Source organism: Thermostichus sp. MS-CIW-30, from assembly GCF_054058015.1.
This window is the reverse complement of sequence record NZ_JBSRZW010000005.1, coordinates 111840-131095: the sequence shown is the minus strand read 5'-3', so window position 1 is coordinate 131095 and position 19256 is coordinate 111840. Positions and strand designations below refer to the sequence as shown.

17 protein-coding genes are annotated in these 19256 nt (G+C 57.5%); 13 read left to right on the top strand and 4 right to left on the bottom strand.

Annotated features, from left to right (window positions below; translation table 11 throughout):
- Positions 1 to 354: zinc ribbon domain-containing protein (locus ACVWXW_RS03785; RefSeq protein ID WP_457402844.1), on the top strand; the 354-nt coding region annotated here is incomplete at its 5' end.
- Positions 355 to 413: 59 nt separating this feature from the next.
- A complete protein-coding gene (locus ACVWXW_RS03780) occupies positions 414 to 1673 on the top strand; it encodes an ABC transporter substrate-binding protein (RefSeq protein WP_457402842.1) in 1260 nt (419 codons plus the stop codon).
- Between the two features lie 3 nt (positions 1674 to 1676).
- Here ACVWXW_RS03780 and ACVWXW_RS03775 read toward each other — a convergent pair whose 3' ends face one another.
- The 4 genes from ACVWXW_RS03775 to ACVWXW_RS03760 are packed head-to-tail and all read right to left on the bottom strand — an operon-like array spanning position 1677 to position 6276.
- On the bottom strand, positions 1677 to 4685 hold the full coding sequence (locus tag ACVWXW_RS03775) for an ATP-binding protein (RefSeq protein WP_457402840.1): 3009 nt from the start codon (positions 4683 to 4685) through the stop codon (positions 1677 to 1679).
- A gap of 18 nt (positions 4686 to 4703) precedes the next feature.
- Entirely contained in the window at positions 4704 to 5345 is a 642-nt protein-coding gene (locus tag ACVWXW_RS03770; protein WP_457402839.1) for an ABC transporter permease, read from the bottom strand.
- Positions 5342 to 6133, bottom strand: coding sequence for a hypothetical protein (locus ACVWXW_RS03765; RefSeq protein WP_457402837.1), 792 nt, complete (start codon positions 6131 to 6133; stop codon positions 5342 to 5344). The genes ACVWXW_RS03770 and ACVWXW_RS03765 overlap by 4 nt, the downstream gene beginning before the upstream one ends.
- A 14-nt stretch (positions 6134 to 6147) precedes the next feature.
- Entirely contained in the window at positions 6148 to 6276 is a 129-nt protein-coding gene (locus ACVWXW_RS03760) for a hypothetical protein (protein WP_457402835.1), read from the bottom strand.
- Between the two features lie 72 nt (positions 6277 to 6348).
- On the opposite strand from ACVWXW_RS03760, the gene ACVWXW_RS03755 reads away from it, so the two are divergent.
- The 11 genes from ACVWXW_RS03755 to ACVWXW_RS03705 all read left to right on the top strand — a co-directional run bounded on the left by ACVWXW_RS03755 (position 6349) and on the right by ACVWXW_RS03705 (position 18923).
- Positions 6349 to 6834, top strand: coding sequence for an ureidoglycolate lyase (locus ACVWXW_RS03755; protein ID WP_011431703.1), 486 nt, complete (start codon positions 6349 to 6351; stop codon positions 6832 to 6834).
- A gap of 288 nt (positions 6835 to 7122) precedes the next feature.
- A complete protein-coding gene (locus ACVWXW_RS03750; RefSeq protein ID WP_187147246.1) occupies positions 7123 to 7269 on the top strand; it encodes a hypothetical protein in 147 nt (48 codons plus the stop codon).
- Between the two features lie 16 nt (positions 7270 to 7285).
- On the top strand, positions 7286 to 8425 hold the full coding sequence (locus ACVWXW_RS03745) for a CAP domain-containing protein (RefSeq protein WP_414330507.1): 1140 nt from the start codon (positions 7286 to 7288) through the stop codon (positions 8423 to 8425).
- A 192-nt stretch (positions 8426 to 8617) separates the two neighbouring features.
- The gene (locus ACVWXW_RS03740; RefSeq protein WP_414357818.1) at positions 8618 to 10165 is read left to right on the top strand and encodes a ferredoxin--nitrite reductase; all 1548 of its coding nucleotides are present in this window, start codon (positions 8618 to 8620) and stop codon (positions 10163 to 10165) included.
- Positions 10166 to 10226: 61 nt separating this feature from the next.
- On the top strand, positions 10227 to 11549 hold the full coding sequence (locus tag ACVWXW_RS03735) for a CmpA/NrtA family ABC transporter substrate-binding protein (protein WP_457388132.1): 1323 nt from the start codon (positions 10227 to 10229) through the stop codon (positions 11547 to 11549).
- A 145-nt stretch (positions 11550 to 11694) separates the two neighbouring features.
- Positions 11695 to 12654: a nitrate ABC transporter permease gene (gene ntrB / locus ACVWXW_RS03730; protein ID WP_099834651.1), complete on the top strand. Its 960-nt coding sequence runs from the start codon at positions 11695 to 11697 to the stop codon at positions 12652 to 12654.
- A 72-nt stretch (positions 12655 to 12726) separates the two neighbouring features.
- Entirely contained in the window at positions 12727 to 14718 is a 1992-nt protein-coding gene (locus ACVWXW_RS03725; RefSeq protein WP_414406876.1) for an ABC transporter ATP-binding/substrate-binding protein, read from the top strand.
- A gap of 38 nt (positions 14719 to 14756) precedes the next feature.
- The gene (locus tag ACVWXW_RS03720; protein WP_457402858.1) at positions 14757 to 15599 is read left to right on the top strand and encodes an ABC transporter ATP-binding protein; all 843 of its coding nucleotides are present in this window, start codon (positions 14757 to 14759) and stop codon (positions 15597 to 15599) included.
- 17 nt (positions 15600 to 15616) lie between these two features.
- A complete protein-coding gene (locus ACVWXW_RS03715) occupies positions 15617 to 16165 on the top strand; it encodes a Uma2 family endonuclease (RefSeq protein ID WP_457402832.1) in 549 nt (182 codons plus the stop codon).
- A 108-nt stretch (positions 16166 to 16273) separates the two neighbouring features.
- Positions 16274 to 18409: a molybdopterin oxidoreductase family protein gene (locus ACVWXW_RS03710; protein ID WP_457402856.1), complete on the top strand. Its 2136-nt coding sequence runs from the start codon at positions 16274 to 16276 to the stop codon at positions 18407 to 18409.
- A 25-nt stretch (positions 18410 to 18434) separates the two neighbouring features.
- Positions 18435 to 18923 carry a nitrate reductase associated protein gene (locus ACVWXW_RS03705; protein WP_457402830.1) on the top strand — a complete coding sequence of 163 codons (489 nt, stop codon included), beginning with the start codon at positions 18435 to 18437 and terminating at the stop codon, positions 18921 to 18923.
- Positions 18924 to 19256 lie beyond the last annotated feature (333 nt).

Sequence of the window (19256 nt, the reverse complement as noted above, 5' to 3'; positions counted from 1 at the left end):
GCCAAGGCAGGGAGGAAGTTTGGTAGCAAGACAGCAAGGGCGATGCTCACCTGGGCGCACTATCGGTTCAAGCAGTTCCTGAAGTTTCAAGCCAAGAAGAAAAACGTGGTCGTCGTGGAAGTATCGGAAGCGTACACCAGCAAAACCTGTACCAAGTGCGGGCACATCCACACGAGGTTAGGTGGCGCAAAGGTGTTTAGATGCCCAAAGTGCAACCATAGGCTACCGCGAGATTGGCAAGGCGCTCTGGGTGTTATGCTCAGAGCTTTGCGGGATACCGCCTTTCTGTTCGGAAACGGACAGAATGCTATCGCTTCACCGTTGAGCAGTAATGCTCAGCAGTGTTCAGCGTAAATGTATCAGTTTAAGTTGAATCTGGAACCTGAAAGTTTGATGGGGATGGTGGCAAGGCTATGCAACCCAAAAGCGTTTTCTGGAAGCGGCGGCAGGTGTTGGCTGGTCTGGGATCCCTGGGGGCTTGGGCGTTGAGTCAAGGCTCTCCGTTTGCCCAGAACACCTCCCAGAACATGGTGGATCTGGGATCCCTGAGCTGGGCAGACATTCTGGAGCGGGCGCGGGGCAGCTCTGTCAACTGGGCCATGTGGAGCGGCAGCGAGGCCATCAATGGCTTCGTGGATGGCTGGGTGAAAAGCCAGTTGCAGGAGCGTTATGGCATTCGCTTGAACCGGATCCCGCTCACGGATACCGTTGAAGCAGTCAACAAGGTGATTGGGGAGGTACAGGCCGGGCTGCTCAGCGGCGGCAGCATCGATCTCATCTGGATCAATGGCAACAACTTCCGCACCCTCAAGCAGGGGAATTTGCTCTTCGGCCCTTTTGCTGAGAAATTGCCCAGCTTGCCCTTCTATGATCCCGCCGATATTGAAACGGATTTTGGCCTGCCCACCGAGGGCTATTCTGCGCCCTACACCGGCAACTACTTTTTGATGGCCTATGATGCCGAACGGGTACCCAATCCCCCCCAGAGCTACGCCGAACTGTTGGCTTGGGCAGAGGCCAACCCAGGGCGATTTACCTACGTGGCCCCGCCGGATTTTCATGGCAGCCGCTTTTTGTTGAGCGCCTTCTATAGTGTGACCGGGGGCTATGCTCAGTACAGCGGGCCGGACTTCGATGCCGATCTCTGGGCGCGACAATCCCCTGCCCTGGTGGAATACCTGAGAAAGCTGGATCCCTTCCTGTGGAGACAGGGCCAAACCTACCCGCCCACCTTTGCCCGCCTGGCGGAGCTCTTTGCCAACGGCGAAGTGTGGCTCATCCCCACCTTTATCGATCAGGTGATCTTACGCAAGGGCAACGGCCAATTTCCCCCCAGCACCACCCCCTATGGGATCCCGGGCACCAGCTTGATCGATCCCTCGTTTACAGCCATTCCCATTAATGCGGCCAATCCTTGGGGGGCAATGGTCCTGGCAGAGGTCTTGGCCAGCCCGGAGGGGCAGCTGGAAAAGTTCAAGCCGGAGGTCTGGGGGGATCTGCCGCTCATTGATGTCAGCCGGTTGTCTGCCGACTACCAAACAGCTTTTGCCCAGCTGGAGGCTGCTGCCGGGATCCCCATTCAAGAGGCCATTGCTGGGGCAGTGCCCATCGTGAACTCCGAATACACGGTGCAACTGGAGGCCCTCTGGCAGCAACAAGTCTTGCCGGGATAGGGGTCAGGTATGCCCCTCACCCCCAGCCTCTTTCCAAAAGGGGAGGTCTTCTGACATTGGGGGTGGGCCGGGCAATGGCGGAGCAGGATCCTCACCTTGGGGCAACCAAACTTGGAAATGCGTCCATCCATCCGAGCTGTTGACGGAGATATTCCCCCCCATATGCTCCACCAGTTGCTTCACCAAAGCCAGCCCCAGGCCGGTGCCGCCGTGCTTCCAGCGATCCGATTGCGGGATCCGGTAAAACTTTTCAAAGATGCGGGGCAGCTCTGGCTCTGGGATCTCGCTGCTGTTGCTGCAGACGAAGAGGATCCCCTCTCCTTCTGAGACAACCCGCAGGTGGATGGATCCCTCGGGGGCCGTGTACTTGATGGCGTTGTGCAGCAGCTCGCGCAGAATGCGCCCCAAGCAGGTGGGGTCGGCCCAAAGCGAGGGGATCCCTGCCTCCAGGTGCAGTTGCAGGTGTTGATGTTTGGCTTGGGCCAAAGGCTGAGCCCCGGCCAGCAAATCTTGTAAATACCGCGGCAGAAAAATATTCTCTGGTTGCAGCAGATACGTCCCGGCTCCCAGCCGTCGCATATCCAGCAGGTCGTTAATGAGCTCGATTTGCCGGTTGCACTCTTTCAGGGCAATGGTGAAGTAGTGCCGCTGTTTCTCGGGGTTATCGCGGGTCATTTGCAGCATTTGCAAGGCCATGCGCACATTGGTCATGGGGGTGCGCAGCTCGTGCGAGACGGTGCTGAGGAAATCATCCTTCAGCAGATTCAGCCGCTCCAATTCCTTCACCTGCGCTTGGGCTGCTTGGTACAAACGGGCTTGGCGGATGGCCAGGGCACATAGGTTGGCCACCTGATAGGCCAGTTGAATCTCGTCTTCGGAAAACTCTTGCTCCGGCAGCCGCTCCAACAGCAAAGCTCCCAGCCGCTTCTCTTTGTCCCAAAGGGTGCAGGCCAGCAGCCGCACCCAGCGTCCTTCCTTCCGACAACAGCAGTGGATTTTCCATTTCTGCTGTGAGGAAGAATGGGACTGCAGCAGGCGCAAGAACTCCGGGTCACTGGCGTAGTCTGGCCCATGCAAGGGATCCGCCCCGCCATCTTGAGCCACGTCAGAAGAGAGAGAGGGGGAGTAGCAGTAGCCAGGGATCCAGGTTGATCCATCGTCTGAGAGCAAGAGGATATGGCAGCCGCTTAGGTTGAGTGCCTCGGCCAGGCTTTTGACCACTTCTTCCAGAATTTCCCCCTCATTCAGGCTGGCCACCATCTGGCCGCTGAGGGCGCGCAGCATCGCCTCAAAGCGAAAAGCCTGCTGCAGCTTGGCCGTGCGCAGCTCCACCTGGGCTTCCAGCTCGCGGTTGAGGGCCTGCAACTGCTGTTCTGCCCGTTTTTGCTCGGTGATCTCCCGCCCCACCGAGAGGATCTCCACCAACTGGCCCTGGCTGTCGAAAATGCCCCGATCCACCCAGCTCACCCAGCGGGACTGGCCGTCTTTGCCGGGGTACTCCCGCTCGCTGCTATAAAAAGGACTCTCAGGCGTGAGAGCGGCAAAAGCCTGCAGCACCACCTCCCGCTCTTCTTCCAGCAGCAGATCCCACAAAGCTCGGCCCACCACTTCTTCTACCCGATGATCGAAGAAACGCAATAAAGCAGAGTTGACGTAGGTGATGTGCCCATTGGGCCGAAAGCGGCAAATGAGCTCTGTCTGCTGCTCCACCACGGCGCGGTATTCTTGCTGCTGCTGCCACAGACGATCCAGCAGGGCCTGCTGGGCTGCTGCCGCCTGCTGCCAGGCTTTGGCCAGGGTCTGCACCTCCTGGATGGGGCCGGGATCCAAAGGGGGCCAGGGCTGGAAGCCGCTGTGTATAAATTGCTCGGCTACTTGGGTGAGGCGGCGCAGGGGACGGGAGAGAGCTTCGCCGAGGAGGATCCCTGTCCCCAGCATGCTCAGCAATAGCCCACCCCCCAGCAGCGCAGCCTGTTGGGCGCTCCGATGGACTTCGGCCAGAAGGGTTGCCTCTGGAATCCCGTACACGAAATAAAAACCTAGCCTCCCTTCACTCTGAACGGACTCCACCTCCACCCAGTAAGGGATCCCGCCAACCACGAGGCGCAGCGGATTTTGAGAAGAGGCCGTCTCCCAGGAGCCCACCTGCTCTTGCACAGCCACCAGCAGCGGATGGGGAGCAGGCCCCGCCGTACTGGCCACCACCTGTCCTTCCTCGTCCAGCAGAAAACTCACCTCTGCAGGAGAACGGCCTTCCATCTGTTCCAGAAAGGCTTGAAGCTGCCGGACGGAGAGGGAAGCCACTAAGCTGCCGTAAACCCGCCCCCCCGAGTCGGTCAGGGATAGGGACGTCATGATCAGCCGCTCTGGATCCTGGGCAGGAAGCTCCGCAAAAAATCGGGTTACCACCCAAGTGTCGCGGATCCCTTCCGACTGCAGGAGCTGGGGAAACCAGAACAACTGCCTCAGATCCACAAAGCCCAACCGGCGAGTGAACCCTGTGGGATCCCCTGTCTCTGGATCCCGTTGGCGGCTCTGGGCGGATCCCGGCAAGAGGCCGGGTGTGTGGTAAGTCCAGATCGACCCATCGGCGTGGCGGCGGGCGATCACAAACCCCCCTTGGGCGGAAATAAAGCCGACGTAGCTCAGCTCAGGAAATGGCTGCAACTGGCGGGCAAAGTGAGCTTCCAGCACCTCTAGATCGGCTGGGCTGGGGGTTGTCAAATCGGGCAGCAGCCCCCCCCTCACTGCCCCTTGATTGAGGGCATTGATCTGAAGGGGAATTTGCAAATATCTGGCAAGATGCTCTTCGGTGCGGTCGGTAACTTCCCGCCTCAGTTGCTCCGTCAAGCGCAGCGCCAGGTGTCGCCCGCCCTGCCAGGAGAGATAGGCCACTCCCCCCACTCCCCCTGCTACTGAGAGCACTAGGGGCAGCAGCAACGCCACCCGCAAAGGAATGGAGCGGAAAGGCCACCGGGATCGCACTTCAGAAGAACTAGGGGAAGACAGCATGGGATCCCTCACAGAACCTCAGGCTTGGGGAGGTTCCAAAGCCCGCTGCAGAGTGCCAAGGCCGATCTCGGCCGCAATAGCCAGAAGGGCCACTGGAACCGCCCCCACCAGCAAGATAGCGTTGTCATAGAGAGCAAACCCCAGGGTGATAAAAGTACCCAGCCCTCCCGCGCCGATAAACGCTGCTAGCGTAGCACTGGCAATCACCTCAATCGTAGCCGTTTTAACACCGGCCAGGATCACCGGCAAGGCCAAAGGGATCTCCACGTGCCGCAGTACCTGGGCAGGAGTCATGCCCATGCTCAGGGCAGCTTCCCGTAGGGCCGGCTCAAGGCTGCGGAAGGCCACATCCGTGCTGATCAGAATGGGGGGCAACGCCAGAAGGGTTAGGGCGACAACTGCCGAACGGAAGCTAAGGCCAAAATAGGGGATGGCCAAAAACAAAATGGCTAAGCTGGGAATCACCCGCAGGCTGCTGAACGCATTGATCACCACCAGAGAAAGCATCTGGGAGCGGGAGCTGAAAAAACCCAGCGGCAAACCCAACAGCAGCCCCATTCCCAAAGGCACCGCCACCAGTTGCAGGTGTTGGACGAAAGCTTGAAACAGCATGTCGCTGTGGTTCTGGGCGTAGGCCAGGGAGCGGGCCAAAAGGCTCATTGCCAATCCAAGTTGCCGTCTGTATCCTGCCTATCTTCCCTAATGGTGTCTGGATCCCTGCTTGGGGCCTGGTTGGCTTCTCGCTCTTGTAAGCGGCGGATTTGCGAGCGCACCTGCAAAGCAATCTGTAAAGCAGCCTCCAGGATTCGCCCCTGTTCGCTGGCCTGCTCGCTCACCTGCAGAGCTGTCAAAGCTGCCAAGTTATCGCCGAAGAACTCGCTCTGCTGCTCGATCAGGTCTTCGTTTTGCCGCAAGATCCGTTCGGTTTTCAAGGCACGGATGAGATCGGCCCGGGTCAGTTTCAGGGCTTCGATCACCTCAGCCCTCTGGGCCAGCTTCACCTCGGGGTTGCCCGCTTCCACCAACTGATCATTGACATGGATGGCCTGGATGATTCGGTTGTAGCGATCCACCTCCCCCAGCAAATTCAACAGCAGCGGCATGCGACGGCTGCGGAAAATCCAATAGGCTTGGCCCAGAGCGGCAATGGCCGCCAGGATCCCCCATTCCACCAGCCAAGTGCCCCAAGTGGCCTGTAGGCCAGGGATCCAAATCCGCCCCACCAGAGTCAGCAGGGATCCCCCTGTCCAGAAGGTCAAGAAACGCAAGAACAAGTCCAGCGTCACCAGCAAGCGTAGGAGATCCCAGAAAGCGGAGAACTGGCGCAGGCGATCCTTAAAGCGACGAGCAGGCTGAGGCCGATACAACCAAGCCACCGGCACTTGAGAGAGGTTTTGCACTTGAGCTGGAGAGATGATCAGCTCTTGCAAGTCCCGCTGCATCGCCATTTGCTCTGCTGAGGCTAGGAGGTTTTCCCATTGTACTTGCGGCCTTGAGCAGCTTGGGCTTGCTCAGGGATCCCTTCCCAGAAGGGAAGCTGCCTGGCCAAGTCTCGATAGAATGGGGTTCGCTGGGCTGTTTGCGTCTTCACGCCCTCGTGCTCACGTTGTAGGGCAACAGTGAGACACAAGACAGCTCGTCAAACGCAAAGGAGAAGAGCAGGGTGACCAGCCAATTGCGCCAACTGAAGGCCCATCTCGCTGAACCGGAAAACTTTGCCCCCTACGGACAGGTCATTTGCCCCACTCCCGATCACAAACCCTTCGACAGTCAAGATGCTCAGTTGTTCTTGAATCAAGGGCAGCCCCGCTTTTACATCATGCGCTTGCCTCGCCGCGGCCTCAAGTTTACTCAGATCACCCACCACATCCGCTGCACCCAGTGCCTGGGATCCCTCAATGGCAAGGAGTGGTTTATTGGTGTTGCACCCCCTGCCGATGAGCTGCACGTCGATCAGATTCAAGCCTTTCGGGTGCCTGGGGATCGCTTTATCAAGCTGGAGATGGGCACTTGGCATGCCGGCCCCTATTTTGACCACGAAGAGTTCATCGATTTCTACAACTTGGAGCTGGCCGACACCAACATCACCGATCACGAAACCATAAACTTACTCCAAACCTACAACCTGGAGTTCCAGATCACCCCCTGACAAGCTTTTGGGGATCCCTTATCAATCGGGCAAAAAGCAGCATTGATCATTGATCACAGCAATCTTTCGCTTGAGCGCAAGAAGAGTTGTGGGGATCCGTACTCCACTATGGGTGGAGAGAAAAAGTGGGCTTCGATGTCATCCCTAGTGGATGTAGCCGACTTGGGTGAGCGTTCCTTGACTTGGGCTTAAGTTATACCCTTGTCGCCATGGATCTTGGTGCTGTAACCCACCTGGCCAGGTGATAGAACAGGGTCAAACCCAACAGCATTTGGGAGGTTTGTTGTCATGGCTACGTTGCAACCCAAAGTGACCCACCAGCTTTTGGCGGCCTTAGCCCTGTTTGCCTGTCTGGGCTTGTTGCCTGCTTGTGGCGAGAGCAGCAGCAGCACCGTCAGCCCCCCCAGCATCACCCCCACCCCCACCGGCTCATAATTCGGCTGGTTTTTGCATGCCCTTGCAGCGGTTGCCCAAGTTGGTTCAGCTTTGGGCTTTGAGGATCGCGGGGATCTTTTGTCTTTGTCTGCTGGCGGCCTGTGGAGGATCCCCTACCTCGATGGAGCCACCGCGGGCAGGGGAAGTGCCGATTGCCAGCTTCCTGTGCCGGTTGGATCGCCAGACCCGCAGCTTCACGGGGCCTATTTACGCCGAACAGCCCCAGGTTGCTACCTGCAACCCCGGTCGCCTTACGCCTGCAGCAGCCCAAAAGATGATGGATCGGCTGAATTTTCTACGGCTGTTGCACCAGTTACCGCCGGTGAAGCTCAATCCTCAGTTCCTAGAAGCCGCCCAGCAAGCGGCCTTGATGCAGGTAGCCAATGGTACTCTCAGCCACCAGCCGCCCCCTTCTTGGCGCTGCTTTACCCCTGCTGGGGAGGCGGGATCCCGCTTCAGCAACCTGGCGGTTGGGCCCATCCTAGAGCTGAACGGCCCCGATCCAGGCCGGGTGTTGGCGCGGCAGGTGGACATCTATTTTGCCGAGCCAGGTCGAGAAAACTTTGTGGATGTGGGGCATCGCCGCTGGAACCTGTATCCTCAGTACGCCCAGGGGGCCTACGGCATTGTCTTTGACCCACGGGCTGGACGGGTGACCCAGGCCAACGCCAACTGGATCTTCGGTTTTGACGAGTCGGTGCCAGATCCAGAGTTCATCGCCTTCCCGGAGAAAGACGGCTACCTCTACCGCCTAGAAGGGTTTTCCGGCCAGCCCCTGTCTGCCTACCGCTGGTCTTTCTCGGTGCCCAGCCGTGGCGGCAAGGCTGATCTCAGCCAAGCCCAAGTCCGCATCACCGATGCCCTCAGCGGCGAGCCGGTGCCTGTTGGAGATCTCCGCGTGGGGGATCCCGCCTTTGGCCTGGAAACTTTGACCTACTCCGTGGGTTCGATCCAGCCCAATCGCAACTACACCTTTGAAATTAGCGGCATTCGCCTCAACGGCGGCCCCCCCCGCAGCTACCGCTACACCACCGCTCTCTACGACTGCGATCCCCAAACTTCCCAACGGCCCGCACCCCTCACCGAAGGGCTGGGGATCCCGCCCCGTCTGCTCTGGCAGATGGAGCCTTTCAACTCTTTCAACCCTCTCAACTAGCTTTTCCTCACTCCCAGCCCCTTTCCCAAAGGGGAAAGAGGGGTCTGCTGCTCCTGGAAGCCTGACTTTATGCATAAAGCGCAATTCGAGAATGACAAAACTGCATAACCTGTTACAGAGTGTAACTGCCAATACCAAAGTTAACAGTTCGTCATCGCTAGAGTAGCCAGTGTTCACCCCACAGCAGCGATCATGGCGAACCAATTTGAACGCCTCAAAAGCGAAAAGGATGGGCTGGCGGTCAAGGCCGAGCTGGAGGCGTTTGCCCGGATGGGTTGGGAGAACATTCCTGAAGACGACCGGGATCACCGCCTCAAGTGGCTGGGGATCTTCTTTCGCAAGCGCACCCCAGGTCAGTTCATGCTGCGGCTGCGCCTGCCCAATGGGATCCTAACCAGCGGCCAAATGCGCATGTTGGGCGCAATCATCCACCCCTATGGAGAACAGGGCGTAGCCGACATCACCACCCGGCAGAACCTGCAACTGCGGGGCATCCCCATCGAGGAAATGCCCCAGATCCTGGGCTACTTGAAGGAGGTAGGCCTGACCAGCATCCAGTCGGGCATGGACAACGTGCGCAACATCACGGGATCCCCTCTGGCTGGTATTGACCCGGATGAGCTGATCGATGTGCGCGGTCTCACCCGCAAGGTGCAGGACATGATCACCAACAACGGCGAGGGCAACCCTTCCTTCAGCAACCTGCCGCGCAAGTTCAACATCGCCATCTGCGGTTGTCGCGACAACTCCGTGCATGCGGAGATCAACGACCTGGCCTTTGTGCCCGCCTTCAAAAATGGCCGCCTGGGCTTCAACGTCCTGGTGGGCGGCTTTTTCTCTGCTCGCCGCTGCGCCGAGGCAATTGGCCTAGATGTCTGGGTGGATCCCCGGGATGTAGTTCCCCTGTGTGAGGCGGTGCTGCTGGTCTACCGGGATCACGGCCTGCGGGCCAACCGGCAAAAGGCGCGGTTGATGTGGCTCATTGACGAGTGGGGCCTAGAGAAGTTCCGGGCGGCTGTGGAGCGCCAGATAGGCCACCCTCTGCTCAGGGCAGCGGAAAAAGATGAGGTGGTCTGGCACAAGCGGGATCTGCTGGGGGTGCATGCCCAGAAGCAGCCGGGCCTCAACTTTGTCGGCCTGCATGTGCCGGTGGGGCGGCTCAACGCCCTGGAGATGATGGAGCTGGCCCGCTTGGCAGAGGTGTACGGCTCCGGAGAGCTGCGGCTGACGGTGGAGCAGAACGTGCTCATCCCCAATGTGCCCGACTCCCGAGTGGCCCCGCTCCTCAAAGAGCCGCTCTTGAAGAAGTTCTCCCCCAACCCAGGGCCCTTGCAGCGGGGGTTGGTGTCCTGTACGGGCAACCAGTTCTGCAACTTTGCCCTTATCGAGACCAAAAACCGGGCTGTGGCCTTGATGGAGGAGCTGGAGGCGGAGCTGGAGATCCCCCAAACGGTGCGCATCCACTGGACGGGCTGCCCCAACTCCTGCGGCCAACCCCAAGTAGCCGATATCGGCCTTATGGGCACCACTGCTCGCAAGGACGGCAGGGTGGTGGAGGCCGTGGACATCTACATGGGGGGAGAGGTGGGCAAAGACGCCAAGCTGGGCGAATGCGTGCGCAAAGGGATCCCTTGCGAAGACCTCAAGCCGGTCTTGGTGGAGCTGCTCATTGAACACTTTGGGGCCAAGCCACGTCAGCATCCGTCCGCCGCCCAGGCTTCTGTTTTGGTAACCCGCTAGCGGTTCTGTTGCCGTCCTGAAAGTTTTTCTTTCTTCGTCGTTGTAAATCTTGGAGGTTTCGATGTCTAAGCTGTTCAGCACTTCCTCTCCCGTCTCCCGTCGGCAATTTTTGGCCGGGGTGGCTGCTCTCACGGCTGGGGCGGCCACGGCTGGGATCCCGCGCGCCCAATCGCAATCCTTGGGCAAAGGCTACTGGGTGGCGCAGGCCGATACTCCCGAAACCACCAGCGCCAAGCTGGGGTTCATCGCTCTAACCGACGCGGCCCCCCTGATCATCGCCAAAGAAAAGGGGTTCTTTGACAAGTACGGCATGAAGGACGTGGAGGTGGTCAAGCAGGCCTCTTGGGGCACCACCCGCGACAATTTGGTGCTGGGATCCGCCGCCGGCGGCATCGATGGGGCACACATCCTCACCCCCATGCCCTACCTCATCACCACCGGCAAAGTTACCGATGGCAAGCCGGTGCCTATGTACATTTTGGCCCGTCTCAATCTGGACGGTCAGGGCATTAGCATTTCCAACCAATATCGGGATTTGCAAATCGGCCTGGATAGTTCCCCCCTCAAGGCCAAGTTTGCCGAGGTCCGAGCTGCCGGCGGGGATCCCAAATGTGCGATGACCTTCCCTGGTGGCACCCACGACCTATGGATGCGCTACTGGCTGGCCGCAGGCGGGATCGATCCCACTAGCGACGTCTCCATCATTGTGGTGCCGCCGCCGCAGATGGTGGCCAATATGAAATCCAGAACCATGGAAGCCTTCTGTGTGGGCGAGCCTTGGAATGCCCAGCTGGTGAACCAAAAAGAGGGGTATAGTGCCCTCACCACCGGCGAGCTGTGGAACGGCCACCCGGAAAAGGCCTTTGCCCTGCGGGCCGACTGGGTGGATGCGCACCCGAAAGCCACCCTTGCCCTGTTGAAAGCGGTGCTAGAAGCCCAGATCTGGTGCGACCAGATGGAAAACAAAGAGGAGATGTGTCGCATCATCGGCGACCGCCGCTGGCTGGGGGTGCCTGTGCCCGATATCTTGGGCCGTTCTCGGGGCACTTTTGACTACGGCACCGGCAAGGTCGTTGAAAACAGCCCCCACCTGATGAAGTTCTGGCAGAACTACGCTTCCTACCCCTTCAAGAGCCACGATCTCTGGTTTTTGACCGAAAACATTCGCTGGGGTTACCTACCTGCCGACACCGATACCAAAGCCTTGGTGGAGCGGGTGAATCGGGAAGAACTCTGGCGAGAAGCTGCCAAAGCCATTGGTCAGGGGGCAGCCATTCCCCCCAGCACCTCTCGAGGAGTGGAAACCTTCTTCGACGGGGTGCAGTTCGATCCCGAAAATCCTGCCGCCTACCTGGAGAAATTGGCGATTAAGAAGCTGGCCTAATTTCCCAACTTTCCCCAGCAAGTTAGCTGCAAACCCTCTGTCCAGGAGAGAAGGGATCCCCGAATCCCCACAAAGAGTGTTCACCTGAAACCCCTTCTCTCTTGGGATCCTCTTAAGTTGACTTCAACCTTACTCCCAGCAAGCCATGAGGATTTTCCACTCTGCCCTACAGTTGGGCTACCACCTCTTTCGGATCCTGCTTCCCCTACTGGTTGGCCTAGGCCACTGGCTGCTGAAAACCAGCCCAGGCTTTGTTCTTCAGTCCAATGCCGGGCTCCACTCCCCGGCCAGCTCTGCATCTTCTTCTGCTTGGAGGCAGCGAGTCCAAATCCACCAAGTGCTGCGCCGCGTTCTTTTGCCCACCACGGCCATTTTAATAGTGCTTGTTCTCTGGCAAATTGCCTACAGCCGTCCCGGAGCCAATTTGCCCACGCCTCTCCAAGTTTGGCAGGACACCTGGGATCCCCTCATTAAAGATCCCTTTTTTGACTATGGCGGCAATGCCAAAGGGCTGTTCTGGCAAATTTGGGCCAGCTTGCGGCGGGTGTTCATTGGGTTTGCCCTGGCCGGCTTGGTGGGGGTTGTGGGCGGCATGATCATCGGGGTCAATCGCTGGCTGTACGAGGCTTTGGATCCCATTTTTCAGGTGCTGCGCACGGTGCCGCCTTTGGCCTGGCTGCCGATTTCTTTGGCTGCCTTTCGAGATGCCAACCCTTCCGCCATTTTTGTAATCTTCATTACGGCCCTCTGGCCCATTTTGATCAACACTGTTGTCGGCGTACAGCAGATCCCTCAGGACTACCGCAACGTGGCCAGAATTGTGCGCATGTCCGGCTGGAAGTACTTTTTCAAAATCGTTTTCCCGGCAACTGTGCCCTATATTTTTACCGGCTTGCGCATTGGGGTGGGCTTGTCTTGGCTGGCCATTGTGGCAGCGGAAATGTTGATTGGCGGTGTGGGCATTGGATTTTTCATCTGGGATGCCTGGAATAGCTCCCGCATCAGCGAAATCATTCTGGCTTTGATCTATGTCGGGATGGTGGGTCTTCTGCTGGATCGCATCACAGCTTGGATTGGCTCGCTGGTGGTGGCTGAGGATCGCTAAATGAGCTTGGCCGAGTTTTAGATTGGTTGCTGACAATTTCTCCATGCTCTCAGAAATCATCTCAGGGGAATCATGAAGACTCAGCCTTACATTGAAGTGGATCATGTCGACAAGGAATTTCTCCTCGACAACGGAGAGGTCTATCCTGTCCTGAAAGACATCCACCTGGAGATCCAAAAAGGGGAATTTGTCTCGCTAATTGGCCACTCCGGCTGTGGCAAATCGACCCTGCTCAACATCATTGCTGGCCTGGAAAAGCCTTCCCGCGGAGGCATTCTCCTGGAGGGCCGACAAGTTACAGATCCCGGCCCAGATCGCATGGTGGTGTTTCAGAACTATTCCCTGCTGCCCTGGCTGACGGTGCGGGAGAACATTGCCCTGGCCGTGGACGAGGTGCTGGGATCCCTTCCCAAAGCAGAGCGAAGCCGGATTGTGGAAGAGCACATCCGCCAGGTGGGGTTGCAGGGGGCAGCCGACAAGCGACCGGCCCATCTGTCAGGAGGGATGAAACAGCGGGTAGCCATTGCCCGGGCTTTGGCCATCCGTCCGCGGGTGCTGCTGTTGGATGAGCCCTTTGGCGCTCTGGATGCCTTGACGCGCGGCAACCTGCAGGAGCAACTGATGGAGATTGCCCAGGCGGAGCAGCTCACCTGTGTCATGGTTACCCACGATGTGGATGAGGCGCTGCTGCTTTCGGATCGGGTGGTAATGATGACCAACGGCCCGGAGGCCCGCATTGGCCAGATTTTGCGGATCCCTTTTCCTCGACCCCGCCATCGTTTGGAAGTGGTGCGTCACCCCGACTACTACAGCCTGCGGGGAGAGATGATCTACTTTCTCAACCAGCAAAAGCGGGCTCGCCAAAAAACGCCTGTTCGCGTGGCCATTGCCAAACACGGCCTGGAGAAGGTCAATTTGGAGGTTGGCTTTGTGCCCCTCAACGACTGCGCCCCGCTGGTGGTGGCGCAGGAAAAAGGCCTGTTTCAAAAGCATGGCCTGGAGCAGGTCACCCTGGTGCGGGAGCCAGGCTGGAAGACCATCTGGGAAGGGATCCGCTCCGGTCGGCTGGATGCGGCCATGGTGGTGGCCGGGATCCCGTTGGCTTCCACCTTGGGAGTAGGGGGAGTTCCGGTGCCTTTGATTACCGCGCTAACCCTCTCCCGCGGCGGCAACGCCATTACCTTCGGGCGCAGACTTTTGGAGCGAGGCGTTCAAAGCCTGGCGGATTTTCGCCAATACCTCAACCACACCCCCGACACAGTCCACACCCTGGGAGTGGTTCATCCGGCTTCCATGCAAAACTTCCTGTTGCGGCACTGGCTGGCCGGTGGGGGGGTGGATCCGGATCGGGACGTTACGTTGACGGTGATCCCGCCGCCGCAGATGGTGGCCCACCTCAAGGCCGGCAACATCGATGGCTACTGCGTGGGCGAGCCCTGGAACTCCCGCGCCGTGCGGGAACAGTTGGGATTTATCGTCACCACCACTCCCGAAATCTTGCCCAGCCACATTGAAAAAGTGCTGACAGTGCGCCAGGATTGGGCGCAAAACTACCCCCGCACCCATGTAGCTCTGGTCAAGGCACTACTGGAGGCTTGTCACTACTGCGATCAGCCGCAGCACCGTTCTGAGATCTTGGAGTGGCTGGCTCAGCCCCAGTATGTGGGCGTGGCCCTGGAGGATCTGCAGCCGGGGTGGACGGGCATCCTGCAGCGGGGAATTGCCGATGAATCCCAAGCCCTCACCGGTTTTCACCAGTTTGCCAACGGGCGCAACACCTGTCCGGAAAGGTTGGAACACCTCTGGATCCTGACGCAAATGGCTCGCTGGGGACTCTGCGCTTTTCCCCGCAATTGGGTTTCGGTTCTCGACCAAGTTCTGGACAGCGAAACCTACGCCCTAGCCGCCAGAGAACTGGGCCTTCCGGATCGGGCCCACGACCGCGGAGCTTTACTCTTTGGCGATGGATCCCGCTTTGACGGAGAGGATCCCGTTGCCTACCTAGAGTCTGTAGCCATACGGCAGGATCTGAAGCTGCAGGAGTACCGGCTCAGCGAAGTTTAGCTTTTGTTACCTTAGCCCCTCAATTGGAAAACACCATGATGACCAGTTCTCGCCTATCTTCCTCACCGCTATCTTCTGCTTCTCCGGTTGCAGGACTGCCCCTTCTTTGTCTTCAGAATGTGGGCAAGACCTACTTCACCTCAGCAGGGCCCTTCGTTGCGCTGGAAAATATCAATCTGGAAGTGGCCGCCGGTGAGTTTGTTTGCATTATCGGCCACTCGGGTTGTGGCAAATCCACCTTGATCAACATGGTGGCGGGTTTTTCGACTCCCACTTCGGGATCCATTACCCTCAAGGGCCAGCCCATCACCTCCCCAGGGCCAGATCGGATGATGGTGTTTCAACATTATTCCCTTTTGCCCTGGCTGACGGCTTTTGAAAATGTCTATCTGGTGGTGGATCAGGTGTACCCAACCAAACCCCGGTGGGAAAAAAGGGAAATTGTTCAAGAACATCTGGAATTGGTAGGTTTGGCGGAAGCAGCCCACAAGCGGCCCAAGCAGCTTTCTGGAGGCATGAAGCAAAGGGTAGCCATTGCCCGTGCTCTTGCCGTTCGTCCGCAAGTTTTGCTCTTGGATGAGCCTTTTGGGGCCTTGGATGCCATTACCAAGGAAGATCTACAAGATGAGCTGCTGGCCATTTGGCGGGATCACCGCTGCACGGTTTTGATGATTACCCACGACATCGACGAGGCTCTCTACTTGTCAGACCGTGTGGTGATGATGACCAACGGCCCCGCTGCCCATATTGGTGAGATCTTGACCATTCCCTTTGAGCGACCGCGCATCCGCTCCCGCATTATGGAAATGCCTGAGTTCTACGAATTGCGTAACCGCGCCCTTGACTTCCTCTATCGCCGCTTTGCCCATGGAGGGGATTGAGCTAGGGTTCAAAATACTTGGAGAGGGAAGTTGATGGCCACTGCTCCGGTTCAGGTAGTTCCAACCGATCTCCCAATGGAGGGGCGGGTCTTGCCCTGCCCAAAACCCTTGCCGACTATCTGGCCAATCCAGTTGCCCAAACCAAATGGGTAGATGGCTACATTGTGGAGAAAGTGGGGCAAACCTTAGGGCATGCAAAGATCCAAACCCGACTTCTCTTCCGTTGGCTCGGTTATGTTGAATGTCAGCCATTGGGGGGTATGGTTTTGGTGAAGGCTCCCGGCCAAACCAAAGGCGGAGTCAGAAGACCTGATGCTGCCTACTCATCTCCAGATTTAATCCAGCAATTTGGAGAGGATATTGCCACGCTGCTGCAGAGCTATCCTTTGGTTGAGGAGATCTTCTCTCCAACCGACTGTGGAGAAGATATTTTCCTAAAAGCCCAAGAGTATCTCAGCTCCGATGTACTGGAAGTCTGGCTGATTTTTCCCAGAAGCAAATACGTTTTTATCCAAACTCAAGATGGCCATCTTTGGCTAGCTGAACAGGACACTGACAAGAGCTAGGTTGTATTACCTGGCTTGGAGATCCAAGTTGCCGCTCTTCTCAGCTAAGGGATCCAAAATGCGAGAGAATTGGGCGTTTAATAGGGATCCCAACTCATGGTGACCGCGATGGAGCCGGAAAAAGCCGTCATCAAAACCCTATGTCCCTACTGCGGCGTAGGGTGTGGATTGGAGGCGGTTTCGACAGCCTCAGGTGACTGGAAAATGAGAGGCGACCGGGAGCATCCTTCCAGCTTGGGGATGGTCTGTGTAAAGGGGGCCACGATCCTGGAGGCAGTTGGTCGGGATCGGCTGCTCTCTCCCCTGTTTCGGGAGAGCTTGGATCAGCCCTTTCGTCGCATTTCTTGGGATCAGGCTTTTGAGGAGATGGTTTCTCGGCTGCGCCGCCTCAAAGACAACCCCCACTCCATAGCCATGTATGGATCGGGGCAGTTGCTCACTGAAGACTATTACGTTGCTCAAAAGCTCATTAAGGGCTGCCTGGGCACCAATAATTTTGACACCAACTCGCGCCTGTGCATGTCCTCAGCCGTCTCGGCCTACACCCAATCCCTGGGATCCGACGGTCCCCCCTGCTGCTACGAGGATCTCGATCTCTGCAATCTGGCTTTTCTGGTGGGCACCAACACCGCCGAGTGCCATCCCATTCTTTTTAATCGCCTGAAGAAGCGGCACAGGACCGGATCCCCCCTCAAAATGGTGGTCGTGGATCCCCGGCGCACTCAGACAGCAGAAGCTGCCGATCTCCACTTAAAAATTCGCCCCGGTACGGATATCGATCTTTTCAATGGGATTGCCCATTTGCTGTTGAAGTGGGGATCAATGGCTACCGATTTTATCGAGGGCTGCACCCAAGGTTTTGCCGAATATGCAGCTTTGCTGGCCGATTATGAGCCGCAGATTGTGGCCCAGCGCTGCGGAATTGCCACCGAGGATTTGATCGAAGCAGCCAAGCTTTGGCAGGGATCCCAAAGGGTTCTCTCCCTTTGGTCGATGGGCCTAAACCAGTCCAGTGAGGGCACCGCCAAGATCACCAGCTTAATCAACCTGCATCTCCTGACCGGGCAAATTGGCCGACCGGGGACGGGCCCCTTTTCCTTGACCGGCCAGCCCAATGCCATGGGTGGTCGAGAGGCGGGGGGGTTATCTCATCTGCTGCCGGGATATCGGCTGGTGAGCCATCCCCAGCATCGAGCAGAGGTGGAGCAGGCTTGGGGTTTGCCCAGCGGCTCCATCTCCCCCCACCCAGGGCTGAGGGCTACCGAGATGATTGCCGCTCTGGAAACCGGATCCCTGCAGTTCTTTTGGATTGTGGCCACTAATCCTTTGGTGAGCTTTCCGGATCTGGAACGGGTCAAAAAAGCCCTGAAAAAGTCTCCCTTTACTGTTTATCAAGAGGCTTATTACCCTACAGAAACGGCAGAATATGCCCATTTGCTTTTGCCCGCCTGCCAGTGGAGCGAGAAAACCGGGGTGATGACCAACTCCGAGCGCAGGGTTACCCTTTGTCAAGCCTTTCGAGACCCCCCTGGCGAAGCCCGACCCGATTGGGAGATCTTTGCTGAAGTGGGGCGCAGGTTGGGCTTTGAAGCGCAATTTTCCTTCCAAACCGCGGCAGAGGTTTATGCAGAATTTGCCGCCCTTACCGCAAATCGCCTCTGCGATCACTCCGGCCTCAGCCATGCCCTTTTGGCAGAACAAGGCCCTCAGCAATGGCCTTATCCCAAAGAAAGAACCTCGGCCCCTAAGTCCACTCGCCTCTACACAGATTGGCGTTTCCCGACCCCCGATGGCCGCGCCCGCTTTATCCCCCACCATTCCCGTGGCCTAGCAGAGCCGCCGGATCCCCAGTTTCCCTACGTATTAACCACGGGCAGGCTTTACGGCCATTGGCACACCCAAACCCGCACCGGCAGGATTGAAAAAATCAAGCACATGCACCCCCAACCCTTTATTGAAATCCATCCTCGCGATGCGGAAAAGCTGGGCCTCCAAGATGGGGATTGGGTTCAGGTGCGTTCTGCCCGCGGGCGGGCCTATTTCCCGGCCAAGATAACTGCCAACATTGCTCCCGGTACGCTATTTGTACCCATGCACTGGGGATCCCTCTGGGCAGAACAAGCTGAGTGTAATGCCCTCACCCATGACATCAGTTGTCCCGATTCCGGACAGCCGGAATTAAAAGCCTGCGCCGTTGCTCTTGAGAAAGCCGATCCATCGCTCAAGCAATCCCCTCAACTCTAGATTTGGTTCCTAATCGAGGTTCCCCATGACTCTGTTTCAGTTTGAGCAAGATTTTGCCGACTCTCTGCGATGCATCCCCATGACCTTGCGCCTAAAGCTGGATTTGTGCGGGATCAAGCTCAAGCTCCATCAATGGGCCAAGTTTTCCTTAGAAGAGCGGCGGAAGTGTGTTGATTGGCCCTCTGAATCTCCACAGGATCTAGAAGAACTCCGCAACCATCTGCGCCATTTGGTTCGCTCCATCTGCCACGAAGAGGTGCAAGAGATTCCCATTGATCCCCAGCCTGAATGGCAAAATCCCAACCAGATCCCAATGGCTGTCCAACAAAAAGCTCAAGACCTGGGGATCCGGCTTGCCCTCGATTTCTGGAGAAACTTGCACGATATCCAGAGATTTGCCTTGCTGAAGTTGAGCCGATCCCATCACGAAAACAAAAATTTCTTGCCCGCTCTGCGAGAGTTTGGCCTGAAGATGGCGAGGGATGGTGATTGCAGTTACTCTGAATCTATTTGAGAGAGATAGTCTGATACATTTACGCTGAACACTGCTGAACATCACTGTTCAACTATGCAGCGATAGCATTCTGTTTGTTTCCAAACAGAATGGCGGTATCCCGCAAAGCTTTGAGTAGAATACCCAAAGCGCAGTTTCCGTGTCGTCTTACTACCAATTTTCTGCTTTGCTTTGGCTACCATGTTGGCAGACTCGAAAGTAAACAGAAAGATCAACTGGTAGTAATCCGTACTGAACATATTATACATTATTTTCAGTATAGTTGAGCTTATTATTGACTAGAGTCATGCTCCTCTGCCATGCGCTGCCCCAGACGACCACCCCCAACCCCTC